This is a genomic window from Mycolicibacterium vulneris (assembly GCF_002104765.1).
GTDB lineage: Bacteria > Actinomycetota > Actinomycetes > Mycobacteriales > Mycobacteriaceae > Mycobacterium > Mycobacterium vulneris.
In genome coordinates this window covers 80,449-106,521 of sequence record NZ_NCXM01000006.1, presented here as the reverse complement: position 1 = coordinate 106,521, position 26,073 = coordinate 80,449, and the positions used below count along the sequence as shown (strand labels likewise).

The window sequence follows — 26,073 nt, the reverse complement described above, 5'->3', positions numbered from 1 at the left end:
TCTAATACATAGCCATTATTATTTGGTCCAAGGTGCGACGCCAGTAAGACTTAGGCGGACTGGAGGAGGCCCATGGCGGAGCTGCGAACTGAGTCGGCCGCGGGCGCGCGGAGGCGCAACGCGTCGGGTGAGTCGACCCGGGTGATGTTGATGGAGGTCGCCGAGCGGCTGTTCGCCACCCGGGGTATCGAGGCCGTTACGCTGCGGGAGATTCAGCTGGCCGCCGGGCAGTCCAACACCTCGGTGATTCGCTACCACTTCGGCTCCCGCGACGGCCTGATCCGGGCGCTGATCTCCTACCGTCAAGCGTCACTGGGCGCCGATCGCCGGGAAATGCTCACGAGCATGCGCGAGCAAGGCAAGGAGGCGGATCCCCGCGCGGTGGTGTGGCTGCTGGCGCGCCCGTTGGCCAACAGCATCGCCGCGGGCGAGATGTTCGCGCCGTTCCTGGCGCGGCTGGTGGAGGATCCTCAAGCTCGCAGCGAATACTGGCCCGACCACGTCGACGACGATTGGACGCAGGAGAAGCTGGAGGAACTGGTCGACGCCGCGCTGCAGGACCTGCCTGGGCGCATCCGGCGCGGCCGAACTTTCCAGCTGTATGTCAGCTTGATCAATACCCTTGCTGCGGCGGCGCGTTCGGGTCACGGGCTCAGCGAGGCACAGCTGCACAATTACGTCGACACCTGGGTCGGCATGCTGACCGCTCCGGTGTCGTACGAGACGCGCGCGCTGATCGCCGACGACGACGGCTGATCCGTCAGCTGCCGCCCACGATCTCCTTCGCCCTGAGGTCGGCGATCGTCGCGTCGTCCAGACCCATTTCGCGCAGCACCGCATCGGTGTGCTGCCCGATGGTGCATCCTGCGTCGGCCCGTGTCCGCGAGCGGGAGAACCGGCACAGCGGGGCGAGCCGGCGGTGCTCTCCGAAGATCGGGCTGAAGGCGTCCACGGCATAGCCCGCCTCGTGGTACGGATCGGTCTGCAGCACCAACTCGGAATTGGCCTCCACCACCTCGACGCAGCCGACGTCCTGGGCGGACAGTTCGTGCTCCCACTCCAGCTTGGTCTTGTTGGCGAAAACGGTTGTCAGCACGGCGATCAGCTCGTCGTCATGCGCCGCGCGAGATTCGGCATCGGTAAAGCGCTCATCGGCGTCCAAGTCGACGTAGGGCGACATCGCCTTCGTCAGCGCAGGCCATTCGCGCGGCAAAGGTGCGGCGAGAAAGACGTAACCGTCTGCCGCGCGGTACATCCGGTACAGGGCATTCATGCCGAAGAATTGATCGTCGGCGGCTGCGTCCGCGGGACGGGACGCATAGCTTGCGTTGTAGGCGATCATCGCCTGCTGCGCGGTGGCGAGCATCGTGGTGACCACGTTGGACATCGGTCGTCCCATCCGCTTGGCATACAGCGCGACCAGCAGCGCAGAACCGACACCGTGCGCGGCGATGCCGTCAGATTGCACTGCGGGCACGGCCCCGCCCGCGTGCAGTTTGACCGCTCGGCGGTGCAGGTCATCCAAGTCGGTGGCCGGCTCGCCCGTGTCGTGGCTGTCGACCAGCGCCAGCCCGGATGCCGCACCGACCGACGGCGCGTAGGCGGCGCGGTGCGCGAAGGGTCCGTCGACCCCGTAACCTGAGGTCGTCACGAACGCCAAGTCCGGGTTGACCGCCCGCAGCGACGCCTCGTCGATCTTCGCCCGCTCGGCGGCCTTGCCACGGAAGCACTGCAGCACGATGTCGGACCGCTTGGCCAGTTCGTACACCAGCTCAAGGCCTTCGGGCTTGGTGAAGTCAATCGCGAAGCTTTCCTTGCCCTGCAACACTTTTGCGCCGCCCGCCTCGGGGAACGCGACCAGATTGCGGATGTTGTCGCCTTCCAGCGGCTCGACCTTGATGACGCGAGCGCCCAGGTCGGCCAGCAGGGTCGCGCCGTACGGTCCCGCGAACATGCTGCCGAACTCCAGCACCGTCACGCCCGTCAGCGGCGGTGCGTCGTGGTCCGCGTGCCGTGCGGGTAGTGCGGCCCTGCGCACTTGGCCGAGCTGCTCGAAGGTGACCGAGTCGTTGTGCTCGCCGACTCGCGGAGCCGGCCGAAGCGGGGTCAACGGCTTGCCGTCAGCGTGAATGAGGGTCGACGGCTGCCGTACCGGCCCGAGATCGGGATCGATCACGGTCGCGGCGCGGCCTTCGTGAGCGGTTTGCGGGTGATCCAGTGATTCCTCGGGAGTTCGGAACAGTTCGCCGCTCAGGTCAAGGTTTTCTGTCATGGCCCGCTGCCATTCGGCGAGCGTGCGGGCCCCCACCCGCTCGATCATCATGTCCCACCACTCGGTGCGAAGTTCGGGGGTCGGCAGCATCGGAAAACCCTGCCACTTCGGGTCCGCGAGGTGCCCCAGCAGGTCCAGTTCAGTCAGCCAAGCGCCGATCAACTTGGGCGACACCTGAGCGAACTGTAGCCAGCGACCGTCCTTCGTCGGACAGACCAGGAGTGCGTAGATTAGGTAGGCCTGGGGCCGGCCCTGGTCGTCGTAGGCGGCGTCCATCGGTTCGAAGGCGCCCGGATACCGTTCCAGCACCATCTCGTAAAACCAGTTGTACGGATCCATCGAACCCATGCCGGTCACCAGATTGGTCTCGACGGTTTGGCCGCGCCCACTGCTCTCCCGCTCAAGGAGCGCGGCAAGCACGCCCTGAACAGCGGCGTGGGCGGCGCCCCAAGAGGCATAGGCGAAGGTGGTGTAGGCCGGTCCCGGCCTCGTGGTCAGTCCGCGCTTTTCGTGCATGACACCCGTCTTCGCCATCACCAGGGCCTCCCAGCCCTTGTAGTCGCGAAACGGCCCGGTCGATCCCCAGCCCGTGATCGTCGCCACGACAAGTCGCGGGTAGGCCTCCGACAATGCGTCGGGGGTAAGTCCGATGCGCTCGGCCGTGGTCGGCCGCATGGTGTTAACCATGACGTCGGCGCGGCGCAGCAAAGCACGCAGACGCTCCAGATCAGCCTCGTCATGCAGGTCCAATGTCACGCTGAGCTTGCCACGCAGCAGGGCGGGCCAGCCCGCGAGCTCGCGCAGCGGACTACCGTCGAGCGGCTCGACCATGATCACCTCGGCACCGCAGTCGGCGAGGAACTGCGTCGCCTGCGCTCCGGGCAGCGTTGTCGATAGGTCGACCACCACGAGACCAGCCAGTGGACCGCCCGACGCCGTACCGACTTCCGGCATGTTCGCTCCTAGGGTGTGCTGGCAGGTCTCGTTCGACGTGTTGTGACGCACGCCACGCCAGCATCGCAGCGACCAAGATTAATGTCAATGCATTAGTCTTGCCGCGTGACTGAGGGGTGTGCGAAGTGATCCATGAACGGCAGACACAGGGTGGTTTCCCGCCCATGCGGACCTGGCAGGAGCCGACCGTAAGCAGCCCGGGTGGCGGTGCTGAGTACGGCGACATGATCGCCGCGCTGCGCAATTTCCTCGACCATGTGGCAGCGGCCGCTCCGGACGTGGCGACCACAGTGGACCTCACACAGGACTTGAACGGGTGGGCCAACCGGGTGGCCCAGTTTGCAGTACCTGAGCGCAGGCAGATCTTCGCCCGCCGGCTTGATCTGCCCGGCCGCGGACAAACCATGTCCCCCAACTTCATTCCGCTCGGCGGCGACCACCAGAGCGTGCACGGGGTGGTCACATTCGGCCGCTATTTCCTCGGCGGTGGTGGCGCGGTGCACGGCGGGGCCATCCCGCTGCTATTCGATGAGGTGCTCGGCCGGCTGGCCAGTAGCGGCGACCGGGCGCCTGCGCGAACCGCCTACTTGCACACCGACTACCGATCGATCACACCGATCGGCGAGGAGCTCGCGGTGCGCGCCTGGTTCGTCAGCGAGCAAGGACGTAAGCGGATTCTGCGGGCGACGATCACTCACGGTGACACTCTGTGCGCCGAAGCAGAGGGACTGTTCATCGTCCTGCGACCCGACCAGCCCTGAGCCGTCCGCTCAGCGCACCGCGAATCCGGCATCTAGCGGCCACGCCACCCCGGTGATGAATTTCGCCTCGTCGGAGACCAGCCACGCCACTGCGCCGGCGATGTCCTCGGGCATCAGGATCTGAATCGGCAGCGCATTCTGCATGGCGGCCACTGCCGTGTCGTTGGCCTCGAGCAGCTTGCCCATGGTTTCGTTCATCACCATGCCGGTCGCCACGCCGGTGGGGTGGATGGTATTGACCCGAATCCAATACTGCGCCAACTCATTCGCCCACACCTGCATGAGCCCGACCAGTCCCCGCTTGGCGGCGGTGTAAGCCTGTCCGCCTGCCCGGTCGGTACCGGTGCCCTTCAATCCCGCACTGGAACTCGTCAGCACGATGGATCCGCCGCGGCCGCCGTCGATGAGGGCGGGGATAGCGGCCTCGACGGTGTTCCAGACTCCGATGAGGTTCACGTCGACGATGTCGCGGAAGATCTGGCTGCGGTCTCCCTCGCCGCCGAGTCTGATGATGCCGGCGTTGGCCAGGACGATGTCGAGACGGCCGAACTCGCGGACGCCTTCGTTGACGGCCTGTTTTAAGGCATCGGCGTCGCGGACGTCGGCTTGGTGGGCAATGATCCGCCGACCTTGGTTCTCAACGAGCTTGATGGTTTCATCGAGATCGTCGGGCGTGGCGTTGGGGTAGTCCATCGAGTCGATGTCGCGGCAGATGTCCACGGCCACGATGTCGGCGCCTTCGGCGGCGAGCCGAACGGCATGGGCGCGGCCCTGCCCTCGCGCCGCGCCGGTGATGAACGCCACCCGTCCGTCGTGTCTTCCCATAGCTAGATTCCTCTCATCGTGTCGATTGTCGACGCTGAATATCTCTGTCACGCTGGGTGATCAATTCGCGCAGGGCTAGCCGGTCCGGCTTGAGCATCGCCGTCAAGGGCAGCTCATCAACAATGAGCAGCTCGTCGGGGGCCTTGTAGTCGGCCAGTTCACTTGCCACGTGGGCGCGCAGTTCAGCCAGTGTCGGCGGACCGGTGGCGTCCGCGGGTACCACGCACGCGACGCCGATTTCTCCGATCACGGGTGCGGAACGGCCAATCACGGCGGCATGTTTCACGCCGGGGTGCCCGGTGAGCGTCCGCTCCACCTCACCGGGATGCACGTTGTAGCCACCCCGGATGTACATGTCACCGCGGCGCCCGACAAGTGTGATATTGCCGTCGTCGCCGAGCACGCCGACGTCGCCGGTGCGCAGCCACCCGTCGCGCAGCACCTCTGCGGTGAGTTCCGAGTTGCGCCAGTAGCCACGCATCACACACGGGCCGCTCACCTCAAGTACGCCGTCCGATCCGATCCGCACGTCCATTCCCGCGGCAGGCCGTCCCACGGTGCGGAATTGAACCTCGGGGGCGTCGTCCGGTTCGGTGCCGCTGATGGTCGGGCACTCGGTCATCGCGTACCGCACGACCAGCGGGACCCCGATGCCCTCGGCGACCCTGCGTACCAGTTCGGGTGGCGCCGGCGCTGTGGCCACCACTCCGATCCGCAAGTGCGGCAATGCCTTCGAGGTCACTCCATCGACGTCGAGCAGCTTGGCCCACTGGGTCGGCACCGCGCCCGCCACGGTGACTCGCTCGTCGCGAAGGACGTCGAACATGCCCTGGGCCGACCACGGTGTCGGGGGCACCACCAGCGTGCTGCCCCAGACCAACTGATCCCAGAGCTTGAACATGTAGCCGGCGTGGGCGAACGGCGTGGACGTGAGCCGCCGGTCATAGGGCGCGCTCATCACGCCTGACGCTGCCGCGCCCGCGGCCAGCCGGTCGGCGTCGAAGGCTGCGCCTTTTGGCGTCCCCGTCGTGCCACTGGTGAAGATCAACGCAACAACGTCCCGGCGATTCAACTCCACCGAAGGCGGCGCCGAGCGCGATGTGTCACGGCACAGCGCATCCCGCGACAGCAGCCGATGCCCGGTGCCGGGTAACGCATCAAGCAGTCCGTCAGCGACGACCAACGCCGGATCTGCCTGCTGCAGAATCGATTCGATCTCTCTGCGGCCCAGTCGCGGGTTCAGCCCGGTGGTGATCGCACCGATCATGGCCGCCGCGGCGTAGCACGTCGCGTAGTCGATGCCCGACGGCAGCCACAGCACGACCACATCGCCCTTGCCGACGCCGAGGTCGGCAAACTGGGTCGCGACGCTACGAGCCCGACCGATCCACTCCGCGAACGTGATTCGCGCCCCCGGCTCGACGTAGGCCTCGATATCGCCGTGAACGGCGGCCGCCAGCTCCAACATCGCGCGGGTATCCACGACGTCGGAGCTCAGCGGTGCGCGGTCCACCTACGGCTCCTCGGCGCCGAGAATCATTGTGCCGCTGGAGCAGAACCAGCCGCCGGTGCCGCTGACACAGGCGATCTTGGCATCGGGTACTTGGCGCGGGCCGCATTCGCCGCGCAACTGTCGCGCAGCCTCGACCAGCAGGAACAACCCCCGCTGACCGGGGTGGCACGCCGACAGCCCGCCACCGTCGGTGTTGGTGGGAAGCGCGCCGCCCAGGCGCAGCGCACCTTTCTCGACGAAGGCACCCCCCTCCCCCTTGGGGCAGAAGCCGAGGTCTTCGATGGTGAGCAGCAACATGTAGGTGAACGCGTCGTAGATTTCGGCGACGTCGACGTCGGACGGCGAGACCCCGGCGCGGGCGAAGGCCAGCGGTCCGCTGACCGCGGCCGGGCCAACGGTGAGGTCGTCCCACTGGGAGGTGAGCATGTGCGAGGTCGTTTCCGCTGAACCCAGCACCCACACTGGCTTACTACGTAGATCCTTCGCACGTTCCGCACTGACGAGCACTGCCGCGGCCCCGCCGTCGCTGCGAATGCAGCAGTGCAGCTTGGTGAACGGGTCGGCGATCATCGGTCCGCCGAGCACGTCGTCGATAGTGATCGGTTCGCGATAGTAGGCATCGGGATTGTCGGCCGCGTTGAACCGCGCGGACACGGCGACCTCGGCCAGCTGCTCGATCGTGGTGCCATAAGTGAACATGTGCCGCCGCGCAGCCATGGCGTACTTGGAGATCAGGGTGTGGCCGTAGGGCGCTTCCCACTGTAGGGGTCCGCGTGCGCCCCAGTTGATGTTGGCCCCCCGCAATCCCTTTCGAAGATCCGAGCGGGCGGTCGAGCCGTACGTCAGCAGGACCACGTCGGCGTGCCCAGCGGCGATCGCATCAGCCGCGTGGGCGGCCATCACCTCCCACGACGCTCCCCCGACCGCGGTGGAGTCGATCCAGCGGGGCCGCAGACCGAGATACTCGCCGACATCGACCGGGGGCAGTGTGCCCTGGCCGGTGGAGGCCAACCCGTCGACGTCATCGGGTGTCAGACCGGCATCCGCCAGGGCGCGGCGGCTGGCCTGGGCGATCAGCTCGTAGGGTCCCTTGTCGTCGACCCGGCCGACGTCGGACAGGGCGACGCCCGCGATGGCTGCGGCCCCAGCGGCGCCGCTCACTGGGCGCGGTCCTGGGCCAGCAGTTCGGCCAGCACGTCGGTGGGCTCACCGAACAAGTGCCGAAACACGTGCGCGCGCTTCAGATACAGGTGCATGTCGTTCTCGAATGTGTAGCCCATACCGCCGAACACCTGGATGCCCGCGGCGGCATTCTCGACGGCCGCCGACCCGGCCACTGTGAGGGCCGACAGCACCTGCATCAAGGCGTCGGCGCGGCCACTGCCGACAGCGATCGCAGCGAAGAACGTTTGCGCCTGAGCGGCCTCGGCAGCGATCTCCATATTGACGCAGGCGTGCTTGATCGCCTGGTGAACCCCGATCGGCTTGCCGAACTGCACACGAGTCTTGGCGTGTTCGGTCGCCGACGCTGCGGCGGCCGCGGCCAATCCGGTGAGGTAGCCCGCCGCGAGTACCGTGGCGCGTCCCCAGATCCATTCGTCCTCGGCGGGCAACCAGTGCAGGGGTTCGGCGGATTCGACCGTGGCCGAGGATATTCGGGTACCCGGGTCTGCGGCGGTCACGGATTTAAGCGGTCCGAAGGAATCGATGCCGACCAGTGCGGCACCACTGCGGGCCACCAGCAGGGCGTGCGAGACACCCGCCGGGTCGAACAAATCGAAAGTGCCTTTGACCGGGCGCACGTCGCCGTCGCCGCGCAATACCGCGAGGGCCACCGATGCCGCCCCGGAGCCGATCCGCTGCGCCAGCGCGTCGTCGCCGCAACGGGCGGCCACCCGGGCGCCCAACGTGCATGCCAGGAACGGCCCCGGCGCGAGCCGCTTGCCGAGCTCGACGAACAGCAGAGCCTCGTCGTCCAACCGCCGGCCCGACCCACCGGACGCCTCGTCGAGCCCGAGTGTGAGCAGGCCCAGCTCGGCGCATTCTCGCCACAGTGACTCGGGAATCGGCGCTTCGGCGTGACGATTAGCGCGGATCCGATCCACTGGCATCCGATCGGCGAGGAATTCTCCTGCTGCCGTGATGATTTCGAGTTGCTCAGCTCCGGGCAGCAGGTCCACCGTCATCTCCTCTCATCGCGGCAGCCCCAACACTCGTTCGCCGACGATGTTGCGCTGAATCTCCGACGTCCCGCCGCCGATGGCTTGGGAGAAGCTGTAGTAGTAGTAGCCGACCCAGCCGTCGACGTCCCAGCGCGATGAATACCGGACCGAGGCGGGACCGACAACATCCATCGCCAATCTGCCTATCTCCTTGGCTAATTCGGCATACATCAGCTTGACGATCGAACCCCGCGGGCCGGGCGTCTCGGTCTTCATGGCCTCGCAGATATTGGTGTAGGTGAGCGCCCGCAGCGACGCCACCGAGGCGCGGGCCCGCGCCAGCCGTCGCGCGATGTCGTCGTCGGCGATGGCGGGCCTGCGGCCGTCCGGCCCGACATGGTCGCGGGCATAGTCGATGAGGTCCTCGATAATCTTCGCCAGCCGCACCTGGTTGGCGGTGAACGCGGTGCCGCGCTCGAAGGACAGGGTGGCCATCGCAACCGACCAGCCTTCGCCGACATCGCCGACCACGTTGCTCAGCGGGATTCGCACATCGTCGTAAAACACTTCGCAGAATTCCGAGCCGCCCTCGATGGTCTCGATAGGGCGGACGTCGATGCCCGGCGTGCTCATGTCACAGATCACCCAGGTGATGCCCTTGTGCTTGCTGCCGGTGTTGTCGGTGCGCACCAGCAGCTCCTGGTAATCGGCGACGGTGGCGAAGCTGGTCCACAGCTTCTGCCCCGAGACCACCAGGTCCTCGCCGTCCACCACCGCCTTGGTACGCAATGCCGCCAGGTCCGATCCGGCGTCGGGCTCGGAGAAGCCCTGACACCAAATCACTTCACCACCAAGGATTTTCGGCAAGTGAAAAGACTTCTGTTCGTCGGTGGCCCTGGTGATCAGGGTGGGCCCGGCGTGCGAGTTGCCTACGAAGCATGCATCGATGCCGGGGAACCCCCGCGCGGCGTACTCCTCGTACCAGATCAACTGCTGAAGCAGCGTCAGCCCCTTGCCGCCGTATTCGGTGGGCCAGGCGATACCGGCCCAGCCGCCCTCGGCCTGAGTGCGTTGCCAGGCAAGGTCGTATTCACGGATCCCCGCGTCGTCGCGCGGGCGGGGTTCAGCCGGTTTGTTCTCGTCGAGCCATGTGCGGACCTGGTCACGGAACTCGAGCTGGTCAGGCGTGAAGTCGAGATCCATGATCCGGAATTCTAGGTGACACGACAGTCAGAAACAATGCGTCGTTCATTGGCGGCGATACCTCGCTGCCAGCTGCTCGGTGCCACGGGCCAGCAGTGCCACGTCCGCTCCTACGAGCACGAAGCTCGCCCCGGCCGCCATGTAGCGGCGCGCCAGTGGCTCGCTGAACGCATTAACCCCGGCGCGCTTGCCGTGTTCCACGATGGTCGCCAGCGCGGTTTCTATGGTGCTCACGACGTCTGGATGCTCCGGCTGCCCAAGTTTGCCCATCGAGGCTGCCAGGTCGGCCGGTCCGATGAAGACGGCGTCCACTCCGTCGACGTCGGTGATCTCTCCGAGCTGTGCCAGACCGGCCACACTCTCCACCTGGACGGTCAACGACACGGCCGTGTCAGCGGTGACGAGATAGTCAGAAATGCGGTTCCAACGGGACGCTCGGGCCAACGCGCTGCCGACCCCGCGGATGCCGTTGGGCGGATAACGCGTGGCGGAAACCGCCGCGACCGCCTCACCGGGGCCATCGATCATCGGGACGATGATGTTCTGAGCCCCGATGTCGAGCAATTGCTTGATGAACACCGGGTCAGCCGAGGGCGGCCGCACCAGCACGTCGACATCCGGGTAGCCGGCCAGCACCTGCAGCTGTCCGAGGGTGCTGCGCAGATCGTTGGGCGCGTGCTCCTGATCCAACAGCAGCCAGTCGATCCCGGATCCTGCACAGATTTCGGTGACGTAACCGCTGCCCGAGGCCACCCACATGCCGATGCGCGGGTCGCCGTCGCCGATGCGCTGTGTCCACCGGTTTGTCACGATGCCTCCGAATCGAACGTCACCGACACCGTGCCCAGCGGTCCATAGTCGGCGACAAAGGTGTCCCCCGGTTCGGCGAACACCGGCTTGGTGAACGATCCGGACAGGATGACCTCGCCGCGTTCCAGCCAAACACCGTGTGGAGCAAGCCGATTGGCCAGCCAGGCCACGCCATTGCCGGGATGGTTGAGCACCGCAGCGGCTACCCCGGATTCCTCGATGGTGCCGTTGCGCAGCAGCAGGGCCGCCACCCAGCGCAAGTCGACGTCCAACGGGCGGAACACCCGCCCGCCCAGGACCAGACCGGCGTCCGCGGCGTTGTCGGCGATGGTGTCAACGATGGTGCGCAGATGACCGGTTTCGGGGTCCGACATCTGCACCCTGGCGTCGAGGATCTCGAGTGCGGGAGTCACGAACTCGGTGGCCCGCAGCACGTCGAACAATGTGACGCCGGGGCCGGATAGCTGCTCGCCCATTACGAACGCCAACTCGACCTCGACGCGCGGACGGATATAACGGCCCAGCGGTATGCGGCCGCCATCCTCGATGAACATGTCGTCGAACAGCGCGCCGTAATCCGGTTCGTCGATCGACACCGCCCGCTGCATCACCTTCGAGGTCAGACCGATCTTGCGACCCTTGACTTCTCGCCCGTCGGCGACCTTGAGCGCGACGAGTGCCCGCTGCACCGCGTAGGCGTCCTCGATGGTCATGTCGGGATAGTCCAACGACAACTGCCGGATCGGCGTGCGGGTCTGCTCGGCCTCGTAGAGCCGCCGGGCTATGTCGGCGAGCTCGTCCTCGGCGGGTCTGCTCATCTCGTAAGGAACTCGATCGCCGCGGCGTTGAACGCCTCGGGATCCTCGAAATGCGGCCAGTGCCGCACCGAGGGCATCTCGAACACCTCCGAATTCGGGATCAGGTCGGCGATGGTGCGCGCCGTGTCCTGATACACGCCGTGGTCCTTGCCCGATGCCACGATCATCACCGGCGCCTCGATGCCGCGCCACTTGTCGTCGGGAATCAGGTTGCGGTGACGCACCTTCTCGTCCTGCAGGATCAGCAGCCGGTCGATGGTGTTGCGGGTGTCCTCGCGCCGATACACGGCCTGGCGTAGGCCGATGAGATCGGGCAGCCGATTGGCTTCGTCGGCGATCAGGTGAGCGAACACGGCGTGCAGCGATTCCCACGTCGGCTCGTTGACCGCCTTGGTTCGTTCCGTGCGGATGCGCGCCATATTCGACGCCGAGGCTTCCCGTCCGGCCGGCGACATCAGGATCACTTTCTCCACCCGGTCGGCGTGGCCGACGCAGACCGCGGACGCCACGAACGCGCCCAGCGACATGGCGATGAAGTTGGCCGACGCCATGCCGAAGTGGTCCATCACCCCCAATACGTGTTCGACGTAAACCGCGATCTCATAGTCGTAGTCCGGCTTTCCGGAGAACCCGTTGCCGACCATGTCGATCGCCACGCAGTGGAAGTGCTGCGACAGTGCGGCGAGATTGGGCGCGAAGGTCTCCCAGTGCCCGCCGGTGCCGTGCAGCAGGATGGCGTGCGGCTTGTCCGGACCGCCGGCCTCGGCATAGCGGGTACGGACGAGGACTCCATTGACCGGGATGTCAATGAACCCCTGCCGGAACTCGAGCTCCTTGAGGTACATCCAGATGCTGCGGTAGTTCTCGGTGTCGACCCGGCTCACATCGACCGCGTCGGCCGGTGCTGGTGCTTGGCTCATCATCACCTTCTCAAATCTTCGTATCTGACATATATGTCATCTGGCGCTGGCGTCGCGATGCATGCCCCTCATCGTCGCACAAGCTCTATGTTCCCATGTAGGGAATGGCTCCCACCGCTCGGCCTGCAAGTAATACGCCTAGAGTCATTCCGCTCCATTCCATTGATTCTGACACTTGTATGCGGTAATACTGGGCAGGTGAACACTCCGGCCGGACGCCGCGTCCTCGCCGACCTGGTCAACGAGTTCGCGGCCGTGCGGTTGTCGCTGGACGTCAACGGCAACGGCCCCCGCCTGCTCGTCGAGGACCTGGAGGGCGGCGAGCAGGTCTTCTTGTGCCCCTTGGAGTTGGCCAGTTTCACCATGGCCACCGCCGAAGACCGCGAGGAGTGGATCAGGGTGGGCAATTACCGCGGCGAACGCCGCTCAACGGAGCGGCCGTGAGCGCCGCCGCCGACCTGGTGGGTCTGGGCATGACCGCGATGTCGCTGCGTCCCGGCGCGACGCCGCTCGAACTGGCCGTCAAGGCGAGCGCCGCCGCATTGGCCGACGCCGGACTCGAGCGGGCTGACATCGACGGGATCCTGGTCGGCTCGTCGCAGGGGGTTCGGCCGGAACGACTGGGCGTCGGCTTCGCCGCCGCGGCCGGCTTCTCGGATCTGCGCCTGTTGGAGCACGTCGAGATCAAGGGCGCCACGACCATCGCCATGATCCAGCGCGCGCGCCACGCGATCCTCACCGCTGAGGCGGCAACCATACTGTGCGTGTTCGCCGACGCGCCCCTGGTGGCCGGCCGCGGCGCGGGCTCGACCTACGCACACAGTGGCGGCAACGTCGGGGTGCGCGGACTGGAGCGGGCCTCGGGGCTGCTTGGCTCAGTCCCGACGTATGCGCTGCTTACCCAGCGCTGGCTGCACGTCACCGGCACCCGCACCGACGCGCTGCGCTCCGTGGCCACCACGGCAAGGGCATGGGCGTGCGGCAATCCCGACGCGGTCAACCGCGAGCCGCTCGACGACGCCGGCTATGACTCTTCCCCGATGGTTGCCGAACCACTTCGACTGCTCGATTGTGCTCGGCCGGTGAACGGGGCGGTCGCCGTCGTGCTCACCGGGCGGCCCTCGGTCGGGGGCGCCCGATTGCGGGTTCGCGGCACCGGGCGCGACCATCCGGTGCGGCGCCGTCGCTCCGGAGCCGAGTCGTGGTTCGGCGGCGGTGGCCGCGCGGTCCAGGACGCACTCGAACAGGCCGGCATGGCCCGATCAGACCTGCACGTCGCCGAGCTGTACGACCCGTTCTCGATTGTGACCCTGGTGCTGCTCGATGAATACCGGCTCACCGGTGACATTCCCGCGGGTGCGTTCGTGCGCGACGGCCACACCGGGCAGGGCGGCACACTGCCGACCAATACCGGCGGTGGCCAGCTGTCCGGTTTCTACCTGCAGGGCATGACGCCCTTGGCGGAGGCGATGATTCAGCTGCGCGGCACCGGCGGGCAACGTCAGGTTCCCGGGGCCACGGTGGCGCTGGTCGGCGGTATCGGCGGCCGAATGGACCACCATGCCGCGTTGGTGCTGGAGCGTGCCGCATGACCGCCACCGCGGTCGAGGACTGGCTGCTGGACAGCGCACTGGCGCCCGCCGCCGATGACGACATGCTGGCGCCGCTGTACCGAGCGGCCGCACGCAATGAGCTCGCATTGCCGTTCTGCGCGGCTTGCGCCCTGCCACTCGAGCTCGATCAAGAAGTCTGCGACCAATGCGGGAACGCCGAACAAGACTGGCGCACAGTTGATTTACGCGGGACCGTACACGCTGCGACGCTCATGCACCGGCGTGAAGCGGGCCTGGTGCACGGCCTGGTGCCCTACCCCGTCGTCGACGTCGAGCTGACGAGTGGGCACCGGATTGTGATGACGACCGTGCAACCTGCGGACACCGCACCGCCCATCGGCACAACAGTCCATATTGGTTTCCGCCACCTCGGCGACGTCGCCATCCCGGCCATCGACATTCTGGAGGACCAGTGACGACACTTGAATCCGCCCCCGCCGTCGACGACTTCGACGTCGGCAGTGTCATCCGCCACGACCGTGTGCACGGGACCGTGTATACGTCCACCGAGATCTTCCGACGCGAAATGGACACTATCTTCAAGACCGGATGGGTCTACGTCGCCCACGAGAGCGAGGTCAGCGAGCCGGGTGACTACCTGACCCGAATGATCGGCCACGACCCGGTCGTCGTCGCACGCGGTAAGGATGGCGTGGTTCGCGTGATGCTCAACCGCTGCACTCACCGTGCCAACAAGCTGTGCAACGCCGAGAAGGGCAACGCCAACTCGTTCCGGTGCCCGTATCACGGCTGGACATTCGGCAACACCGGTGCTCTGCAGGGTGTTCCGATGCGTGAGGGTTACGGCGAGGAGTTCAACAAGGTGCGTTCCGAGCTGGGCCTTGCCCAGGCGCCTCGGGTCGACAGCTACGGCGGATTCGTCTTCGCATCATTGGCGCCAGACGGTATCTCGTTAACCGAGCACCTTGGCAAGGCAACACGCGCCATCGACCGTCTGCTCAACCTGTCCCCCACCCGCGAGATCGACCTGCGGGCCAACTGGATGAAGCACTTGCACCACGCCAACTGGAAGATGGTGGTGGAGAACAACGTCGACGGTTACCACGCGCTGTTCACCCATGCCTCGGTGTACGACGCGATCAAGCCCGCCAAGGTGTCGCACGTCCCGACTAAGGTCGACGTGCTGGTCCGCGACCTCGGTAACGGCCATTCCGAGATCGACTACAGCGACGAATACCGGAAACTCGACGAGGAATTCGTCTGGTACGGCAGGATCCCGCGAGCCAAGCTCGCCGACTACGTCGGCGCGCTGGAGGGTGCGTACGGCCCCGAGCAGGCGCACGACGCACTGGTGGTGGGTCCACCACACACGTTGATATGGCCCAACCTCTTCCTCGCCGAGATGAACGTGATGTTCGTCGAACCGCAGGCGCCCGACCGCACCATCGCCTACACCACCGCGGTCCTGATACCCGGCCAGGATGCGTTGAACGAGCGCACGCTGCGCCGTTCCGAGGGGGCGATGGGTCCTGCGGGGTTCTTGATCGCCGACGACGGAGAGATCGGGATGCGCAACCAGGCCGGGCTCGCCGCCGAGCTGCCGGAGTGGCTGATGCTGGCCCGCGGCATAGAAAGCGATGTCGACGACATGACTGGAATCATCAACCGCGACAAGAGCGCCGAGACTCCCCAGCGCGGTTTCTACTCACACTGGGCCTCGGTCGTCGGTGGGAGAAGCGGAGCATGACCGTCAACTCCGAAGCCCAGGCACGTCCCGCTCTACGCGCGCTGCCCGCCCCCGAGATCCTGTCGTTTCTCTATCTGGAAGCGCGGCTGGCCGACGAGGGCCGCTACTCGGAGTGGGAAGCGCTGTGGGCCGATGACGACGACACGGTCGAGTACCGCGTCCCGATGCACCCCGACGATGACCCGCGCACCACGCTGGCCTACATCAACGACAACCGGCGACGGATCAAAAGCCGGGTGGCTCAGCTCAACACGGGCAACCGGCACTCCCAGACACCGCCGTCGGTAATGCGGCGCGTGGTCTCCAACAGCGAGGTGGTGGAAACGGGCGCCGACTCCGTCACGGTGGAATCCAACTTCGCTCTATTCGAATACCGTCTACGTCAACGCTTCTGGGCCGGCCGGGTTATCCACACGATTCGCTTGTCACCGGACGGCCCCCGGCTGATTCGCAAGATCGTGCACCTGATCGACGCAAGCGGCCCGGTCGAGACACTCGCTTTCCTAATTTGAACGGACTTCATCTGATGCTCATCGGTGACATCGCGACCAACAACTCCCGCCGCTATCCCGACAAGCGTGCGCTGGTCGATGCCGACCGGGCGCTTACCTGGTCGCAGGTCGACGACAGAGCCCGGCGGCTCGCCGCCTTCCTGATCGGACGGGGGCTGGTACCGGGCGACCGGGTGATGGTGATCGCCCGCAACTGCATCGAATGGCCTGAGATCTCGTTCGGCCTGGCCAAAGCCGGGCTGATCACGGTGCCGGTGAACATCAGGCTGGCTCCCGACGAAGTCGCCCACGTCCGCGACGACTCCGGCGCACGAGCGGTGATCATCCACGCCGACCACTTGGACAAGTTCCTGGGCGAATTAACCGAGCTGGCACTGATCTTGGGCGTGGGCGCGCACTCAATGCTCGGCACGAGCGAGTTGGTCACCGACTACGAGACGGCACTGGCGCAAGCGCAGCCCGGCGCCGAGCGCCGCGACATCACGCCGGACGACGTGGCGTTCATCTTGTACACCAGCGGTACCACCGGTCGCGCCAAAGGTGTGATGCACACTCATCGCGCCCTGCTCTACCAGGCGGCCGACACGAACCTGGTCACCGAGGCCAACCGCTCCGACGTCATGCTCGCGACGACACCGTTCTTTACTGCAGGCGGCATGGTCCGCACGGTGTCTTGGCTCTATCTCGGTCAGACCATGGTGATCCATCAGAGATTCGACCCGCAGGCGGTGATCGACGAGATCGAACGCAGTGCGATCACGTTCACGACCTTCATCCCGACGATGCTGCACCGGACGCTGGCGATCCTCGAAGACGGCCCACCGCGGGACATGTCGAGCCTACGGCGCATCTCCTATGGTTCGGCCCCAGTGCCGCCGGGCCTGGCACGTAAGGCGATGGACCTGCTCGGCTGCGAGCTGCAACAGCGCTACGGCCTCACCGAATGCGGAGGACAGGCAACGATCCTCACCCCGCAAGATCACCGCGACATCGTCGCCGGCAAAACCTCGATCGCGACCTCATGCGGACAGGAAACCCCGATGTGCGTGATCCGCGTCATCGACGTCGACGGCAACGACGCCCCGCCCGGCGATGTCGGCGAAATCGTCATCACCAGCCCCGCCAACGCGATTGGCTACTGGAACCGGCCCGAGCAGACCGCCGAGACGTTCCGTCCTGATGGGCTGCGCTCCGGCGACTTGGGCTACCTTGACGAGGAGGGCTACCTCCACATCACCGGTCGCAAGACCGATCTGATCATCTCCGGCGGGTTCAATGTCTACCCGGCGGAGATTGAGCGGGTGATCGCGCAGCACTCCGATGTCGACATGGTTGCGGTGGTCGGGGTGCCTGACCCCGAGTGGGGTGAGACGCCGGTGGCCGCCGTGATTGCCAAATCCCACGTCGGCGATCAGGACGCACTGACTGCGGAACTGGCTGCGTTGTGCCGCGCGGAATTAGCCGGTTACAAGCAGCCGCGCCGGTTCGTGTTCTGGCGTGAGTTCCCGTTGGGGCCCGCGGGCAAGATCCTCAAACGCGAGATCGCTAACCAGGTGAACCACGTCAGCCAGTCGGGTGGGAAGATGCCGGTATCGACCGGATCGACCGAGGAGCGACGATGATCGAGCAGACCGACCTTGCCACTATTGAATTCCAGGTCGCCGACCACGTCGCCACCGTGGCGCTCAACCGGCCCGAGAAAATGAACAGCTTCACCGAACAGATGGCCGCCGAACTCGCCGCGGTGTGGGCCCGAGTGCGCGACGACGAGGACATCCGGGCCGCGGTGCTGTGCGCCAACGGCGAGCGCGCCTTCTGCACCGGCATCGACGTGACCGAGGGCACCTGGTGGAAGCACCGACCGATCTTCAATCAAGAGGATCCGGGAGAATTGCTGGGGCCGAAGGCACACAAGGTGTGGAAGCCGGTGATCGCGGCACTGCACGGCATCGTGGCCGGCGGCGCCATGTACTTCGTCAACCAGTGCGACTTTTCGATCTGCAGTGAGACGGCCACCTTCTTTGACCCACATGCCAACGCGGGCATCGTCTCGGCGCTGGAGCCGATGGGCATGCTGGCCCTTGGCGTGCCCTACGGCGAGGTGATGCGCTGGGCGCTGCTCGGCAGCGAGGAGCGGATGTCGGCGCAGACCGCGCTGCGAATCGGGCTGGTGACCGAGGTGGTCCCGGACGACCAATTACGCGTCCGCGCCTTCGAACTGGCCTCCGAAATCGCCGCGCGCAGACCCAATGGCGTGCAGGGCACCGTTCGCGCGATGTGGGAGGCCCGCGATCTGACCCCCAGTGTCGCCGCCCGGCACGGCAAATTCTTTACCGACCTTGGCAACGCCGGGGCTACCCCGGACTCGTTGAACAACAAGAAGAAACCCCGAACAAGATGAGGAGGAGGCGATGACCGACACCGCGACCGAGACGTTGGTCCAGTTCGACCTCCTGATTGGGGGCGAATCATCCTCCGCTGCGTCGGGATTGACCTACGACAGCGTTGACCCCTTCACTGGCAGGCCCTGGGCGCGCGTGCCCGATGCCGCGGCGGCCGATGTGGATCGCGCCGTCGCCGCCGCCCGTGCCGCGCTGAATGGACCGTGGGGTGCGCTCACTGCGACCGCCCGCGGCAAGCTGCTGCACCGACTCGGTGAGATCATCGCGCGCGAAGCCGACCAGCTCGCCGAACTCGAGGTGCGTGACGGCGGCAAGCTGGTTCGCGAAATGGTCGGCCAGATGCGGTCGCTGCCGGATTACTACTTCTACTATGGCGGGCTGGCAGACAAGCTGCAGGGCGACGTCATACCGGTGGACAAGCCCAACTACTTCGTCTACACCCGCCATGAGCCCGTCGGCGTGGTCGGCGCGATCACGCCCTGGAACTCACCGCTACTGCTGTTGACCTGGAAGTTGGCCGCCGGGCTGGCCGCGGGTTGCACGTTCGTCGTCAAGCCAAGCGATCACACCCCGACGTCGACATTGGCGTTCGCAAAGCTGTTCGCCGAGGCCGGTTTTCCGCCGGGCGTGATCAACGTCGTCACCGGCTGGGGTCCGGAGACGGGCGCCGCGCTGGCGTCGCACCCGGGCGTCGACAAGGTCGCGTTCACCGGGTCGACGGCCACCGGCATTCACGTCGGCAAGGCCGCGATCGAGAACATGACCCGGTTCTCACTCGAACTCGGCGGCAAGTCGGCGCAAGTGGTGTTCGCCGATGCTGACCTCGACGCCGCGGCCAACGGGGTGATCGCCGGCGTCTTCGCCGCCACCGGCCAGACGTGTCTGGCGGGCTCGCGCCTGCTGGTAGACCGCAGCGTCGCGGACGCGTTGGTGGAGAAGATCGTCGCGCGGGCGGCGACCATCAAACTGGGCGACCCGAAGGACCCGACGACCGAGATGGGTCCGGTGTCCAACTTGCCGCAGTACGAAAAGGTGCTGTCGCACTTCGCTTCTGCACGTGAGCAGGGGGCGACGGTCGCCTACGGCGGCGAGCCCGCCAGCGACCTCGGCGGGTTCTTCGTCAAGCCAACGGTGCTGACCGGCGTCGACCAGTCGATGCGGGCCGTCGCTGAGGAGATCTTCGGACCCGTGCTGGCGGTGATGACCTTCGAAGACGAAGACGAAGCCGTCGCCGCGGCCAACGGCACCGAGTTCGGACTGGCCGCGGCGGTGTGGACCAAGGACGTCCACCGCGCGCACCGGGTGGCCGCCAAGCTGCGGGCCGGCACGGTGTGGGTCAACGCTTATCGAGTCGTCGCGCCTCATGTTCCGTTCGGTGGCATCGGCTACAGCGGCATCGGACGGGAGAACGGCATCGACGCCGTGAAGGACTTCACCGAGACCAAAGCGGTCTGGGTGGAGCTGTCCGGAGAGACTCGCGACCCGTTCACGCTCGGCTGAATCGACAAAAGGGAAAGACATGACGCTGAATCTCGCGGCCGCCGACAAGGTGCTGGCCGGACTGCAGCCGTTTCCGGTGGCGGTCACCACGATTGACGGCGGTTTCGCTAATGGGCTGATGTCGCTGTCGGCGGGCTCGGCCAGCATCGTGCCGGAGCTGCCACGCGCGACCGTCAGCCTGACCAAATACAATAGGACGCACGACATGCTGGTGAACTCCGGCATTTTCGTGATGCACATGCTGTCAGCCGGCCCGCACGAGATCGAGAAGTCGATGGAGATCCTGATGACCCTCGGCGGCAGCTCGGGCCGGGACGGTGACAAGATCTCCAAGCTGCGGAGCAAGCCGGGCGTCACTGGTGCGCCGATCCTGCTTGACGCACACAGCTACGTGGAATGCCGCATCACGGGGTCGCTGGACAACGACGAGAACACCATCTTTGTGGGTGACGTCGTCGCCGCGGAGGTGTTCAGCTCCGAACAGCGGCTGCGGATCGGTGAGGCATGGGGCAAGTTGCCGCAGGAGTGGATCGAGCAGTACGAGGCCAACCACGAGCCGCAGCTGCAGAGTGCACGCGACCTGCGGGCTGCTGCTGCGGCACGGGTCTGATGTCCGAAGGGCCTTCTGGCGCATGGCAGCTGCCGGAAGAATTGGTGATGCTGCGCGATACGGTGCGGCGGTTCATGGATGCGCATGTGCATCCCGTCGAGGAGAAGCTGGACCACGACACAGTCGGGCTACCCCGCGAACAGCTCGTCGCGCTGCAGGCAAAAGCCAGGGAGGCCGGACTGTGGTCACTGCAGACGCCCGAGGAGTACGGCGGCGCCGGGCTCAGTGTCCTCGGCCAAGTGGTGGTCGCCGAGGAGGCAGCGAAATGCCGGATGGGGGCCTTCTTTCCGGCCCTCGGAGCCTTCGGCGGCAACCCCCCCAACATTATGTTCAAGGCGACACCCGAACAGTTCGAAAAGTACGCCCGACCTGTCATCGATGGGATCATGTCCAAGGCGTACACCGCGATCACCGAGGCTTCCGGTGGGTCGGATCCGGCGCGGGCGATCAAGCTCAAGGCGACGCGTGACGGCAGCAGCTACCTGCTCAACGGCTCGAAGATGTGGATTTCACATGCTCCCGACGCCGATTGGGGGGTGGTGTATGCCCGCACCGGTGAGGGGCGCCATGGTATCTCGGCTTTCATTCTCGAAAAGGGCACCCCAGGAGTCACGTTCAGCCGGATCCCCGTGATGGCGTCCTTCGCCCCTTACGAGCTGCACTTCGATAACGTTCGGCTCCCGGCCGAACAGCTGATCGGCGAAGAGGGACAGGGCTTTTCGTTAGCCGGGGAGTTCCTGGTGCACGGCCGCATCGTGTATGCCGCCGGGCCGATCGGCATTGCGCAGAGCGCGCTGGACATGGCCTGCCGATGGGCCAGGGACCGAGACGTGTTCGGCGGCAGGCTGGCTGACAAGCAGGGCATCCAGTGGATGCTGGTGGACAGTGAGGTAGACCTGCGGGCCGCACGGCTGCTGATGTACCAGGCCGCATCGAACGCCGACCTCGGACGCGACGTCCGGGTGGATGCGTCGGTGGCCAAGATGTTCGGAACCGAAGCAGCCTACCGAGTTCTGGATCGATGCATCCAGATTCACGGCGCGCTGGGAATCTCTACCGAACTGCCGCTGGAGCGATGGTTTCGCGACCTGCGCGTCAAGCGTCTGGGCGAAGGTGCGACGGAAGTCCAGCGCGAGATCATCGCGCGATCGCTGGTGCGATAGCCGCGGCGACAATGGAGCTGAAAGGGACCGAAGTGCAATACAACCTGATGTTTCCGATGCGGGCCGTCAAGCACTGGAACCGCTGGTGCGAAGGCGCCGGTATCGGGGACGTCGCACGACTGGTGGAAGAGGCCGGCTTCGATGGCTTTTCCATGTCCGAACACCCCTATCCGGATCGGGAGTGGCTGGCCCGCGGCGGCCACCACGCCTTCGACCCGTTTGTGTCGCTGAGCTTCGCGGCGGGCGCCACAACCCGCGTCAGGTTGATGACTTACATCTTGGTATCGGGTTATCGCAGTCCGTACCTGACGGCAAAGGCCGCAGCGAGTTTCGATCTGCTCTCGGGTGGTCGGTTCACATTGGGCACCGGGGCCGGCTATCTCAAGGCCGAATTCGAAGCGCTAGGAGCCGATTTCGATCGGCGAGGCGCACTGCTCGACGAGGCGATCGCGGCGTGGAAGGCGGCGTGGGCGGGTGTCGATCATGACGGCCCGGAGTTCGGGGTGAGCGGTCACGTCGCGCTGCCGCCGCCGCTGACGACGGGTGGTCCCCCTATTTGGATCGGCGGCAACGGCGCCGCCGCGCAACGCCGTGTCGTCGAGGTCGCCGACGGCTGGATGCCGATGGCCGCGTCGGGCGAGATGGCCGCGATCACCCGCGCCCGCCCACTCGAGGACATCGACACGCTTGGTGACTGGATCGCGAGGGTGAACAAGCAGCGGGCGGAAGCCGGCCGCGGCGCTGCTGACGTCGCCTTCGTTCCGTTCGAAGCGCACCTGCTCGCCAGCGGCAACTGCGAGAGATTCTGCGCCGCGGTGCAGCCGCGGCTGGACGCCTACGCCGAGGCGGGTGTCACGTGGATCACCATCGAGCCGGCCAGCAGGAGCTACACAGACTTCCGGACCGACATCGACATGCTGAGCTCCCAGTTGATCAACTCCCGATGAACGGCGCCGTCAAGTCCCTGCCCGACCTCGTGCTCGTCCACGGCGGCGAGCACGCCGGTGACTGCTGGGATCTCGTCATCGCCGAATTGCGCCGCCAGGAACCCGGATTACGCACTCTCGCAGTGGATCTGCCCGGACACGGCAACAAGCCAGGCGACCTCGCGACCGTCACGATCGCCGATTGGGTGGACTCTGTCGTCGCCGACATCGAGGAAGCGGGTCTCGGTGACATCGTGATCGTGGGCCACTCGATGGCGGGTGTGACCGTCCCCGGCGTCGTCGCCAAGCTCGGTTCATCGCGCGTCCGTGAGATGGTTCTCGCAACGGCATTCGTACCGCCTCAGGGTTCGGCCATCGCGGACACACTCGGTGGCCCGCTGGCGGTCTTCGCGCGGCGCGCCGCCCGAATCGGCAGACCCATGAAGATTCCGGCACCGGCGGCGCGGTGGGCGTTCTGCAACGGCATGACCGCCGCGCAGCGCCGACTGACGATGTCCAAACTGCAAGCGGAGTCAGCGCGGATACCCGGAGAGCCGGTCGACCGCAGCGGACTACCCACCGATGTGCCGCGCACCTGGATATTGACCACCCGCGACCGCGCCCTGTCGGTGGCCTCACAGCACGCCAGCATCGCGGCACTCGGCGGGGTGGATACCGTTATCCCCGTCGATGCCTGCCACGAGGTGATGTTCAGCCATCCGGTGCGATTGGCCGAGATACTCATCGAGCGATGCCGGTTAAGGGGCTAGAGATCAGGTGACAGACTCATCATCGACGAATCAATCCGACCCAGCACCGACGTGCTTCTTCGTCACCGACGGAAAATGCTATGTGCCTACTTCTTTGGCGAGAGGGCCATGGGGTCCGTCGCTCAGCGGCAATTACATCGGTGGGTTGTTGGGGCGAGCGGTCGAGCAAGAAGTAGACGATGTCGACCTTCAACCCGCCCGGCTGACCGTCGACCTGCTCAGGCCGGTGGCGTTGCAACCACTGCAGATGCATTCCTCGGTTGTGCGTGACGGCCGCCGACTTCGACTGGTCGACGCGGTCATGACTCAGAACGACGTGATCGTGGCGCGGGCCAGCGCATTGTTCCTCCGCCGGAGTGAGCATGCCGTGGACACCGTGTGGACGTCACCCGTCACGATGCCCGCAGTGCCCGCGGAGCCCGACGTGCTGAATGACGATGCCCCGATGGTGTTTCACTCGTTCGGCCGGGACCCAGTCGCGGGGAGTCCGGGTGTCGGCATCAAAGAGTGGCGACACCACGGCCAGAAATTCGCGTGGATGCGGGAGACGAAGTTTCTCGTCGATGACGAGCCATTATCGCCTTTCACTCGCGCCGTCATGGCCGGAGACGTCACCAGCTCGCTAACCAATTGGGGTACTGAGGGATTGCAGTTCATCAACGCCGACTACACGATCACGCTCAGTCGCCTGCCGGAAGGTGTCTACATCGGATTGGCGTCGGTGACGCACTACAGCCATGCGGGGGTCGCCACTGGGGTGGCGACCCTGTTTGACGAAACCGGGCCGATCGGCAGCGGGATGGCAACGGCGTTGTCGAACCCGGGATTCACGCCACCACCGTCAATGGTGGTGAGCTGACCGGAGCTCAGGTGATGGCACCCTCGAGCTTCAGTTCGATCAAGTCGTGGACTTGATGTGCATCGATACCTCCCTGCGGCGCACAAGCATTGCCCTGGAAATGCTGGGCACGCACCATCTAGGCTGCCGGCTCTGGAACCGTGATCATTGGGGCTTAGCCGGTCATCCGTTGCGGATCGCCTCAGCGAGTTTCGCGGGCGCATCGATCATGACAAAGGCGGAGCAATCCGGGATCTCGATCAACGCGGCATGTGGAAACGCGTCGCGTAGCCGGCGAGCATGGTCGAGGGGGAACAGCTTATCCTCGGTGCCCCATGTCAATGTGACGGGTCTGTCGAACGCCTTGATCGCAGGTGCGGCACGCAGAGTCAGCGCCGGATCCAGTGAGGCGGTCACCATGACCGCGTCGCGACGGGCCGCTCGGCTGGTGGCGAACGCGCCGAAGATCTCCCGTTGCCGCTCGCGGGAGGGCGGGTGCTTGGACACCGCCTTCAGGAAGAAGCTCTGCCCTGGTTCAGTGGCCAACAGGCGGACAATTCCTCCGCCCACCCGGGAGCTGAGACGGCACAGCTTGACGATCTGAGCGAAGGAGCCAGGCGGAAAGTGTTCGTAGCTATCGCAATTGGTGAGTACCAGACGGGCGATGCGGGATGTGTCCAGACCTGGATCGCCCAGCGATGCCAGCACCAGTCCACCACCGGTGTCGTTGGCCACCACGGTGACGTCGGTCAGATCGAGGGCTTCCATGAAGTGGACGATGCGCCGCGCTGCCGCCTCAGCGCCCAGGTCGGCGCCGCCGGTGGGGGTGCTATGCGCGCCCAGCGGCCAGGTCGGCGCGATGCAGCGGAAGCCCTCCCCTAGTTCAGCCACGACGTCGTTCCACACCGCGCCGGTGACATAGACGCCGTGGACGAAAAGGATCGTCGAACCCGTTCCGCTGTCGGTGTATTCGATGTCCAAGTTGTCTACTCGTACTGTCTGGGTTGTCACGTCGACTCTCCTGTGCTCAGTGGCCACGAAAATTTGGGGTGCGCCGTTCGCGGAAGGCGCGTGCCCCTTCTCTGAAGTCAGCGGTCTCGACCAACGCCAACTGCCCCTCGGCTTCGATAGCTTGCACCGGCTCGAGCTCGGCCAGGGTCGCTGCGGCCAGCGCACGCTTCGTCCAGCCGAACGCCAACGTTGGACCGCCGGAGACCGACCGCAGCACGTCGGTCAGCACCGACTCGTATTCGTCCGCGGAAGTGATGTGCGAGATCATCCCCCATTCGAATGCGGTTGCAGCGGAGATCTTTTCCGCGGTCATGGCCATGCGAGAGGTGCGCGCTCGACCAATCAGCAATGGCAGCAGCGCGGACGCACCCCCGTCCGGCATCAGCCCGACCCGGGTAAAGGCCAACTGAAAGTACGACGCTGGCGCGGCCACCACCAGATCGCAGGCGAGCGCCAGCGCACACCCGAAGCCAACGGCCGCTCCATGGACACCGGCGATCACCGGCTTGGGTAGCGAGGTGATCGCCCGGACCACCCGGTTGGCGGCATCAGCGGCGCCCGCAGTGTCACCGCCGGTCAGGTCGCCGCCGGAACAGAATGCTCGACCGGCACCGGTGAGCAGTACCGCGCGGACCGATTCGTCTGCCTCGGCATCGCGAATGTGAACCGACAACTCCTCGAGCATGGGGGTGTCGACGGCGTTGAGCTTCTCCGGTCGGTCCAGCCGGATCCGCAGCACCGCGCCGTCGTGCTCGACCGAGATGCCGTTCATCGCAACGGGA

Annotated in this window: 26 protein-coding genes; 15 read left to right on the top strand and 11 right to left on the bottom strand. The window is 65.9% G+C overall.

The window, feature by feature from the left end; translation table 11 throughout:
• Window positions 1-72 precede the first annotated feature (72 nt).
• Entirely contained in the window at window positions 73-756 is a 684-nt protein-coding gene (locus B8W69_RS07645; protein ID WP_085289262.1) for a TetR/AcrR family transcriptional regulator, read from the top strand.
• A gap of 4 nt (window positions 757-760) precedes the next feature.
• On the opposite strand, the gene B8W69_RS07640 is transcribed toward B8W69_RS07645, so the two are convergent.
• Window positions 761-3,226 carry a CaiB/BaiF CoA transferase family protein gene (locus B8W69_RS07640; RefSeq protein WP_085289351.1) on the bottom strand — a complete coding sequence of 822 codons (2,466 nt, stop codon included), beginning with the start codon at window positions 3,224-3,226 and terminating at the stop codon, window positions 761-763.
• 164 nt (window positions 3,227-3,390) lie between these two features.
• Here B8W69_RS07640 and B8W69_RS07635 point away from each other — a divergent pair, with 164 nt between their 5' ends.
• Entirely contained in the window at window positions 3,391-3,987 is a 597-nt protein-coding gene (locus B8W69_RS07635; RefSeq protein WP_085289350.1) for a PaaI family thioesterase, read from the top strand.
• A gap of 9 nt (window positions 3,988-3,996) precedes the next feature.
• Here the strand turns inward: B8W69_RS07635 and B8W69_RS07630 are convergent, their stop codons facing one another.
• Genes B8W69_RS07630 through B8W69_RS07595 form a run of 8 tightly spaced genes read right to left on the bottom strand, consistent with a single transcriptional unit; the run spans window position 3,997 to window position 12,241 of the window.
• Complete coding sequence (locus B8W69_RS07630; protein ID WP_009953837.1) at window positions 3,997-4,812, bottom strand: mycofactocin-coupled SDR family oxidoreductase; 816 nt, start codon at window positions 4,810-4,812, stop codon at window positions 3,997-3,999.
• Between the two features lie 13 nt (window positions 4,813-4,825).
• Window positions 4,826-6,325: a class I adenylate-forming enzyme family protein gene (locus tag B8W69_RS07625; RefSeq protein WP_009953836.1), complete on the bottom strand. Its 1,500-nt coding sequence runs from the start codon at window positions 6,323-6,325 to the stop codon at window positions 4,826-4,828.
• Window positions 6,326-7,486, bottom strand: coding sequence for an acetyl-CoA acetyltransferase (locus tag B8W69_RS07620; protein WP_009953835.1), 1,161 nt, complete (start codon window positions 7,484-7,486; stop codon window positions 6,326-6,328).
• The gene (locus B8W69_RS07615; RefSeq protein WP_014379533.1) at window positions 7,483-8,511 is read right to left on the bottom strand and encodes an acyl-CoA dehydrogenase family protein; all 1,029 of its coding nucleotides are present in this window, start codon (window positions 8,509-8,511) and stop codon (window positions 7,483-7,485) included. The genes B8W69_RS07620 and B8W69_RS07615 overlap by 4 nt, the downstream gene beginning before the upstream one ends.
• Before the next feature lie 6 nt (window positions 8,512-8,517).
• A complete protein-coding gene (locus B8W69_RS07610) occupies window positions 8,518-9,690 on the bottom strand; it encodes an acyl-CoA dehydrogenase family protein (RefSeq protein WP_009953832.1) in 1,173 nt (390 codons plus the stop codon).
• Window positions 9,691-9,735: 45 nt separating this feature from the next.
• Window positions 9,736-10,500 carry an aldolase/citrate lyase family protein gene (locus B8W69_RS07605; protein WP_085289261.1) on the bottom strand — a complete coding sequence of 255 codons (765 nt, stop codon included), beginning with the start codon at window positions 10,498-10,500 and terminating at the stop codon, window positions 9,736-9,738.
• Window positions 10,497-11,318: a 2-oxo-hept-4-ene-1,7-dioate hydratase gene (hpaH, locus tag B8W69_RS07600; protein WP_085289260.1), complete on the bottom strand. Its 822-nt coding sequence runs from the start codon at window positions 11,316-11,318 to the stop codon at window positions 10,497-10,499. The genes B8W69_RS07605 and hpaH overlap by 4 nt, the downstream gene beginning before the upstream one ends.
• On the bottom strand, window positions 11,315-12,241 hold the full coding sequence (locus B8W69_RS07595) for an alpha/beta fold hydrolase (protein ID WP_009953827.1): 927 nt from the start codon (window positions 12,239-12,241) through the stop codon (window positions 11,315-11,317). The genes hpaH and B8W69_RS07595 overlap by 4 nt, the downstream gene beginning before the upstream one ends.
• A 195-nt stretch (window positions 12,242-12,436) precedes the next feature.
• Between B8W69_RS07595 and B8W69_RS07590 the strand changes: the two genes are divergently transcribed.
• Genes B8W69_RS07590 through B8W69_RS07530 form a run of 13 tightly spaced genes read left to right on the top strand, consistent with a single transcriptional unit; the run spans window position 12,437 to window position 24,301 of the window.
• Window positions 12,437-12,682, top strand: coding sequence for a hypothetical protein (locus tag B8W69_RS07590; RefSeq protein WP_009953826.1), 246 nt, complete (start codon window positions 12,437-12,439; stop codon window positions 12,680-12,682).
• A 29-nt stretch (window positions 12,683-12,711) separates the two neighbouring features.
• Window positions 12,712-13,830, top strand: coding sequence for a thiolase family protein (locus B8W69_RS07585; RefSeq protein ID WP_085289349.1), 1,119 nt, complete (start codon window positions 12,712-12,714; stop codon window positions 13,828-13,830).
• Window positions 13,827-14,267, top strand: a complete 441-nt coding sequence (locus B8W69_RS07580) for a Zn-ribbon domain-containing OB-fold protein (RefSeq protein ID WP_009953823.1) — start codon at window positions 13,827-13,829, stop codon at window positions 14,265-14,267. Before B8W69_RS07585 ends, B8W69_RS07580 begins: the two co-directional genes overlap by 4 nt.
• A complete protein-coding gene (locus tag B8W69_RS07575) occupies window positions 14,264-15,559 on the top strand; it encodes an aromatic ring-hydroxylating oxygenase subunit alpha (protein WP_011724923.1) in 1,296 nt (431 codons plus the stop codon). Before B8W69_RS07580 ends, B8W69_RS07575 begins: the two co-directional genes overlap by 4 nt.
• On the top strand, window positions 15,556-16,071 hold the full coding sequence (locus B8W69_RS07570; RefSeq protein ID WP_085289259.1) for an aromatic-ring-hydroxylating dioxygenase subunit beta: 516 nt from the start codon (window positions 15,556-15,558) through the stop codon (window positions 16,069-16,071). Before B8W69_RS07575 ends, B8W69_RS07570 begins: the two co-directional genes overlap by 4 nt.
• A 14-nt stretch (window positions 16,072-16,085) precedes the next feature.
• Entirely contained in the window at window positions 16,086-17,693 is a 1,608-nt protein-coding gene (locus tag B8W69_RS07565) for a class I adenylate-forming enzyme family protein (protein ID WP_011724921.1), read from the top strand.
• Window positions 17,690-18,472: an enoyl-CoA hydratase/isomerase family protein gene (locus B8W69_RS07560; RefSeq protein ID WP_009953818.1), complete on the top strand. Its 783-nt coding sequence runs from the start codon at window positions 17,690-17,692 to the stop codon at window positions 18,470-18,472. The genes B8W69_RS07565 and B8W69_RS07560 overlap by 4 nt, the downstream gene beginning before the upstream one ends.
• Before the next feature lie 10 nt (window positions 18,473-18,482).
• Window positions 18,483-19,973: an aldehyde dehydrogenase gene (locus B8W69_RS07555; protein WP_085289258.1), complete on the top strand. Its 1,491-nt coding sequence runs from the start codon at window positions 18,483-18,485 to the stop codon at window positions 19,971-19,973.
• Between the two features lie 19 nt (window positions 19,974-19,992).
• A complete protein-coding gene (locus B8W69_RS07550; protein WP_085289257.1) occupies window positions 19,993-20,583 on the top strand; it encodes a flavin reductase family protein in 591 nt (196 codons plus the stop codon).
• The gene (locus tag B8W69_RS07545) at window positions 20,583-21,746 is read left to right on the top strand and encodes an acyl-CoA dehydrogenase family protein (protein WP_033722641.1); all 1,164 of its coding nucleotides are present in this window, start codon (window positions 20,583-20,585) and stop codon (window positions 21,744-21,746) included. The genes B8W69_RS07550 and B8W69_RS07545 overlap by 1 nt, the downstream gene beginning before the upstream one ends.
• 11 nt (window positions 21,747-21,757) lie before the next feature.
• Window positions 21,758-22,693, top strand: a complete 936-nt coding sequence (locus tag B8W69_RS07540; RefSeq protein WP_085289256.1) for a TIGR03619 family F420-dependent LLM class oxidoreductase — start codon at window positions 21,758-21,760, stop codon at window positions 22,691-22,693.
• On the top strand, window positions 22,690-23,442 hold the full coding sequence (locus tag B8W69_RS07535; RefSeq protein WP_085289255.1) for an alpha/beta fold hydrolase: 753 nt from the start codon (window positions 22,690-22,692) through the stop codon (window positions 23,440-23,442). The genes B8W69_RS07540 and B8W69_RS07535 overlap by 4 nt, the downstream gene beginning before the upstream one ends.
• Window positions 23,443-23,449: 7 nt before the next feature.
• A complete protein-coding gene (locus B8W69_RS07530) occupies window positions 23,450-24,301 on the top strand; it encodes a thioesterase family protein (protein WP_029384511.1) in 852 nt (283 codons plus the stop codon).
• 162 nt (window positions 24,302-24,463) lie between these two features.
• Here B8W69_RS07530 and B8W69_RS07525 read toward each other — a convergent pair whose 3' ends face one another.
• Both B8W69_RS07525 and B8W69_RS07520 read right to left on the bottom strand, forming a co-directional pair.
• Window positions 24,464-25,261 (bottom strand): alpha/beta fold hydrolase, encoded by a 798-nt coding sequence (locus B8W69_RS07525; protein ID WP_085289254.1) that lies wholly within the window; start codon window positions 25,259-25,261, stop codon window positions 24,464-24,466.
• A 46-nt stretch (window positions 25,262-25,307) separates the two neighbouring features.
• Window positions 25,308-26,063 carry an enoyl-CoA hydratase gene (locus B8W69_RS07520; protein ID WP_085289253.1) on the bottom strand — a complete coding sequence of 252 codons (756 nt, stop codon included), beginning with the start codon at window positions 26,061-26,063 and terminating at the stop codon, window positions 25,308-25,310.
• Window positions 26,064-26,073 lie beyond the last annotated feature (10 nt).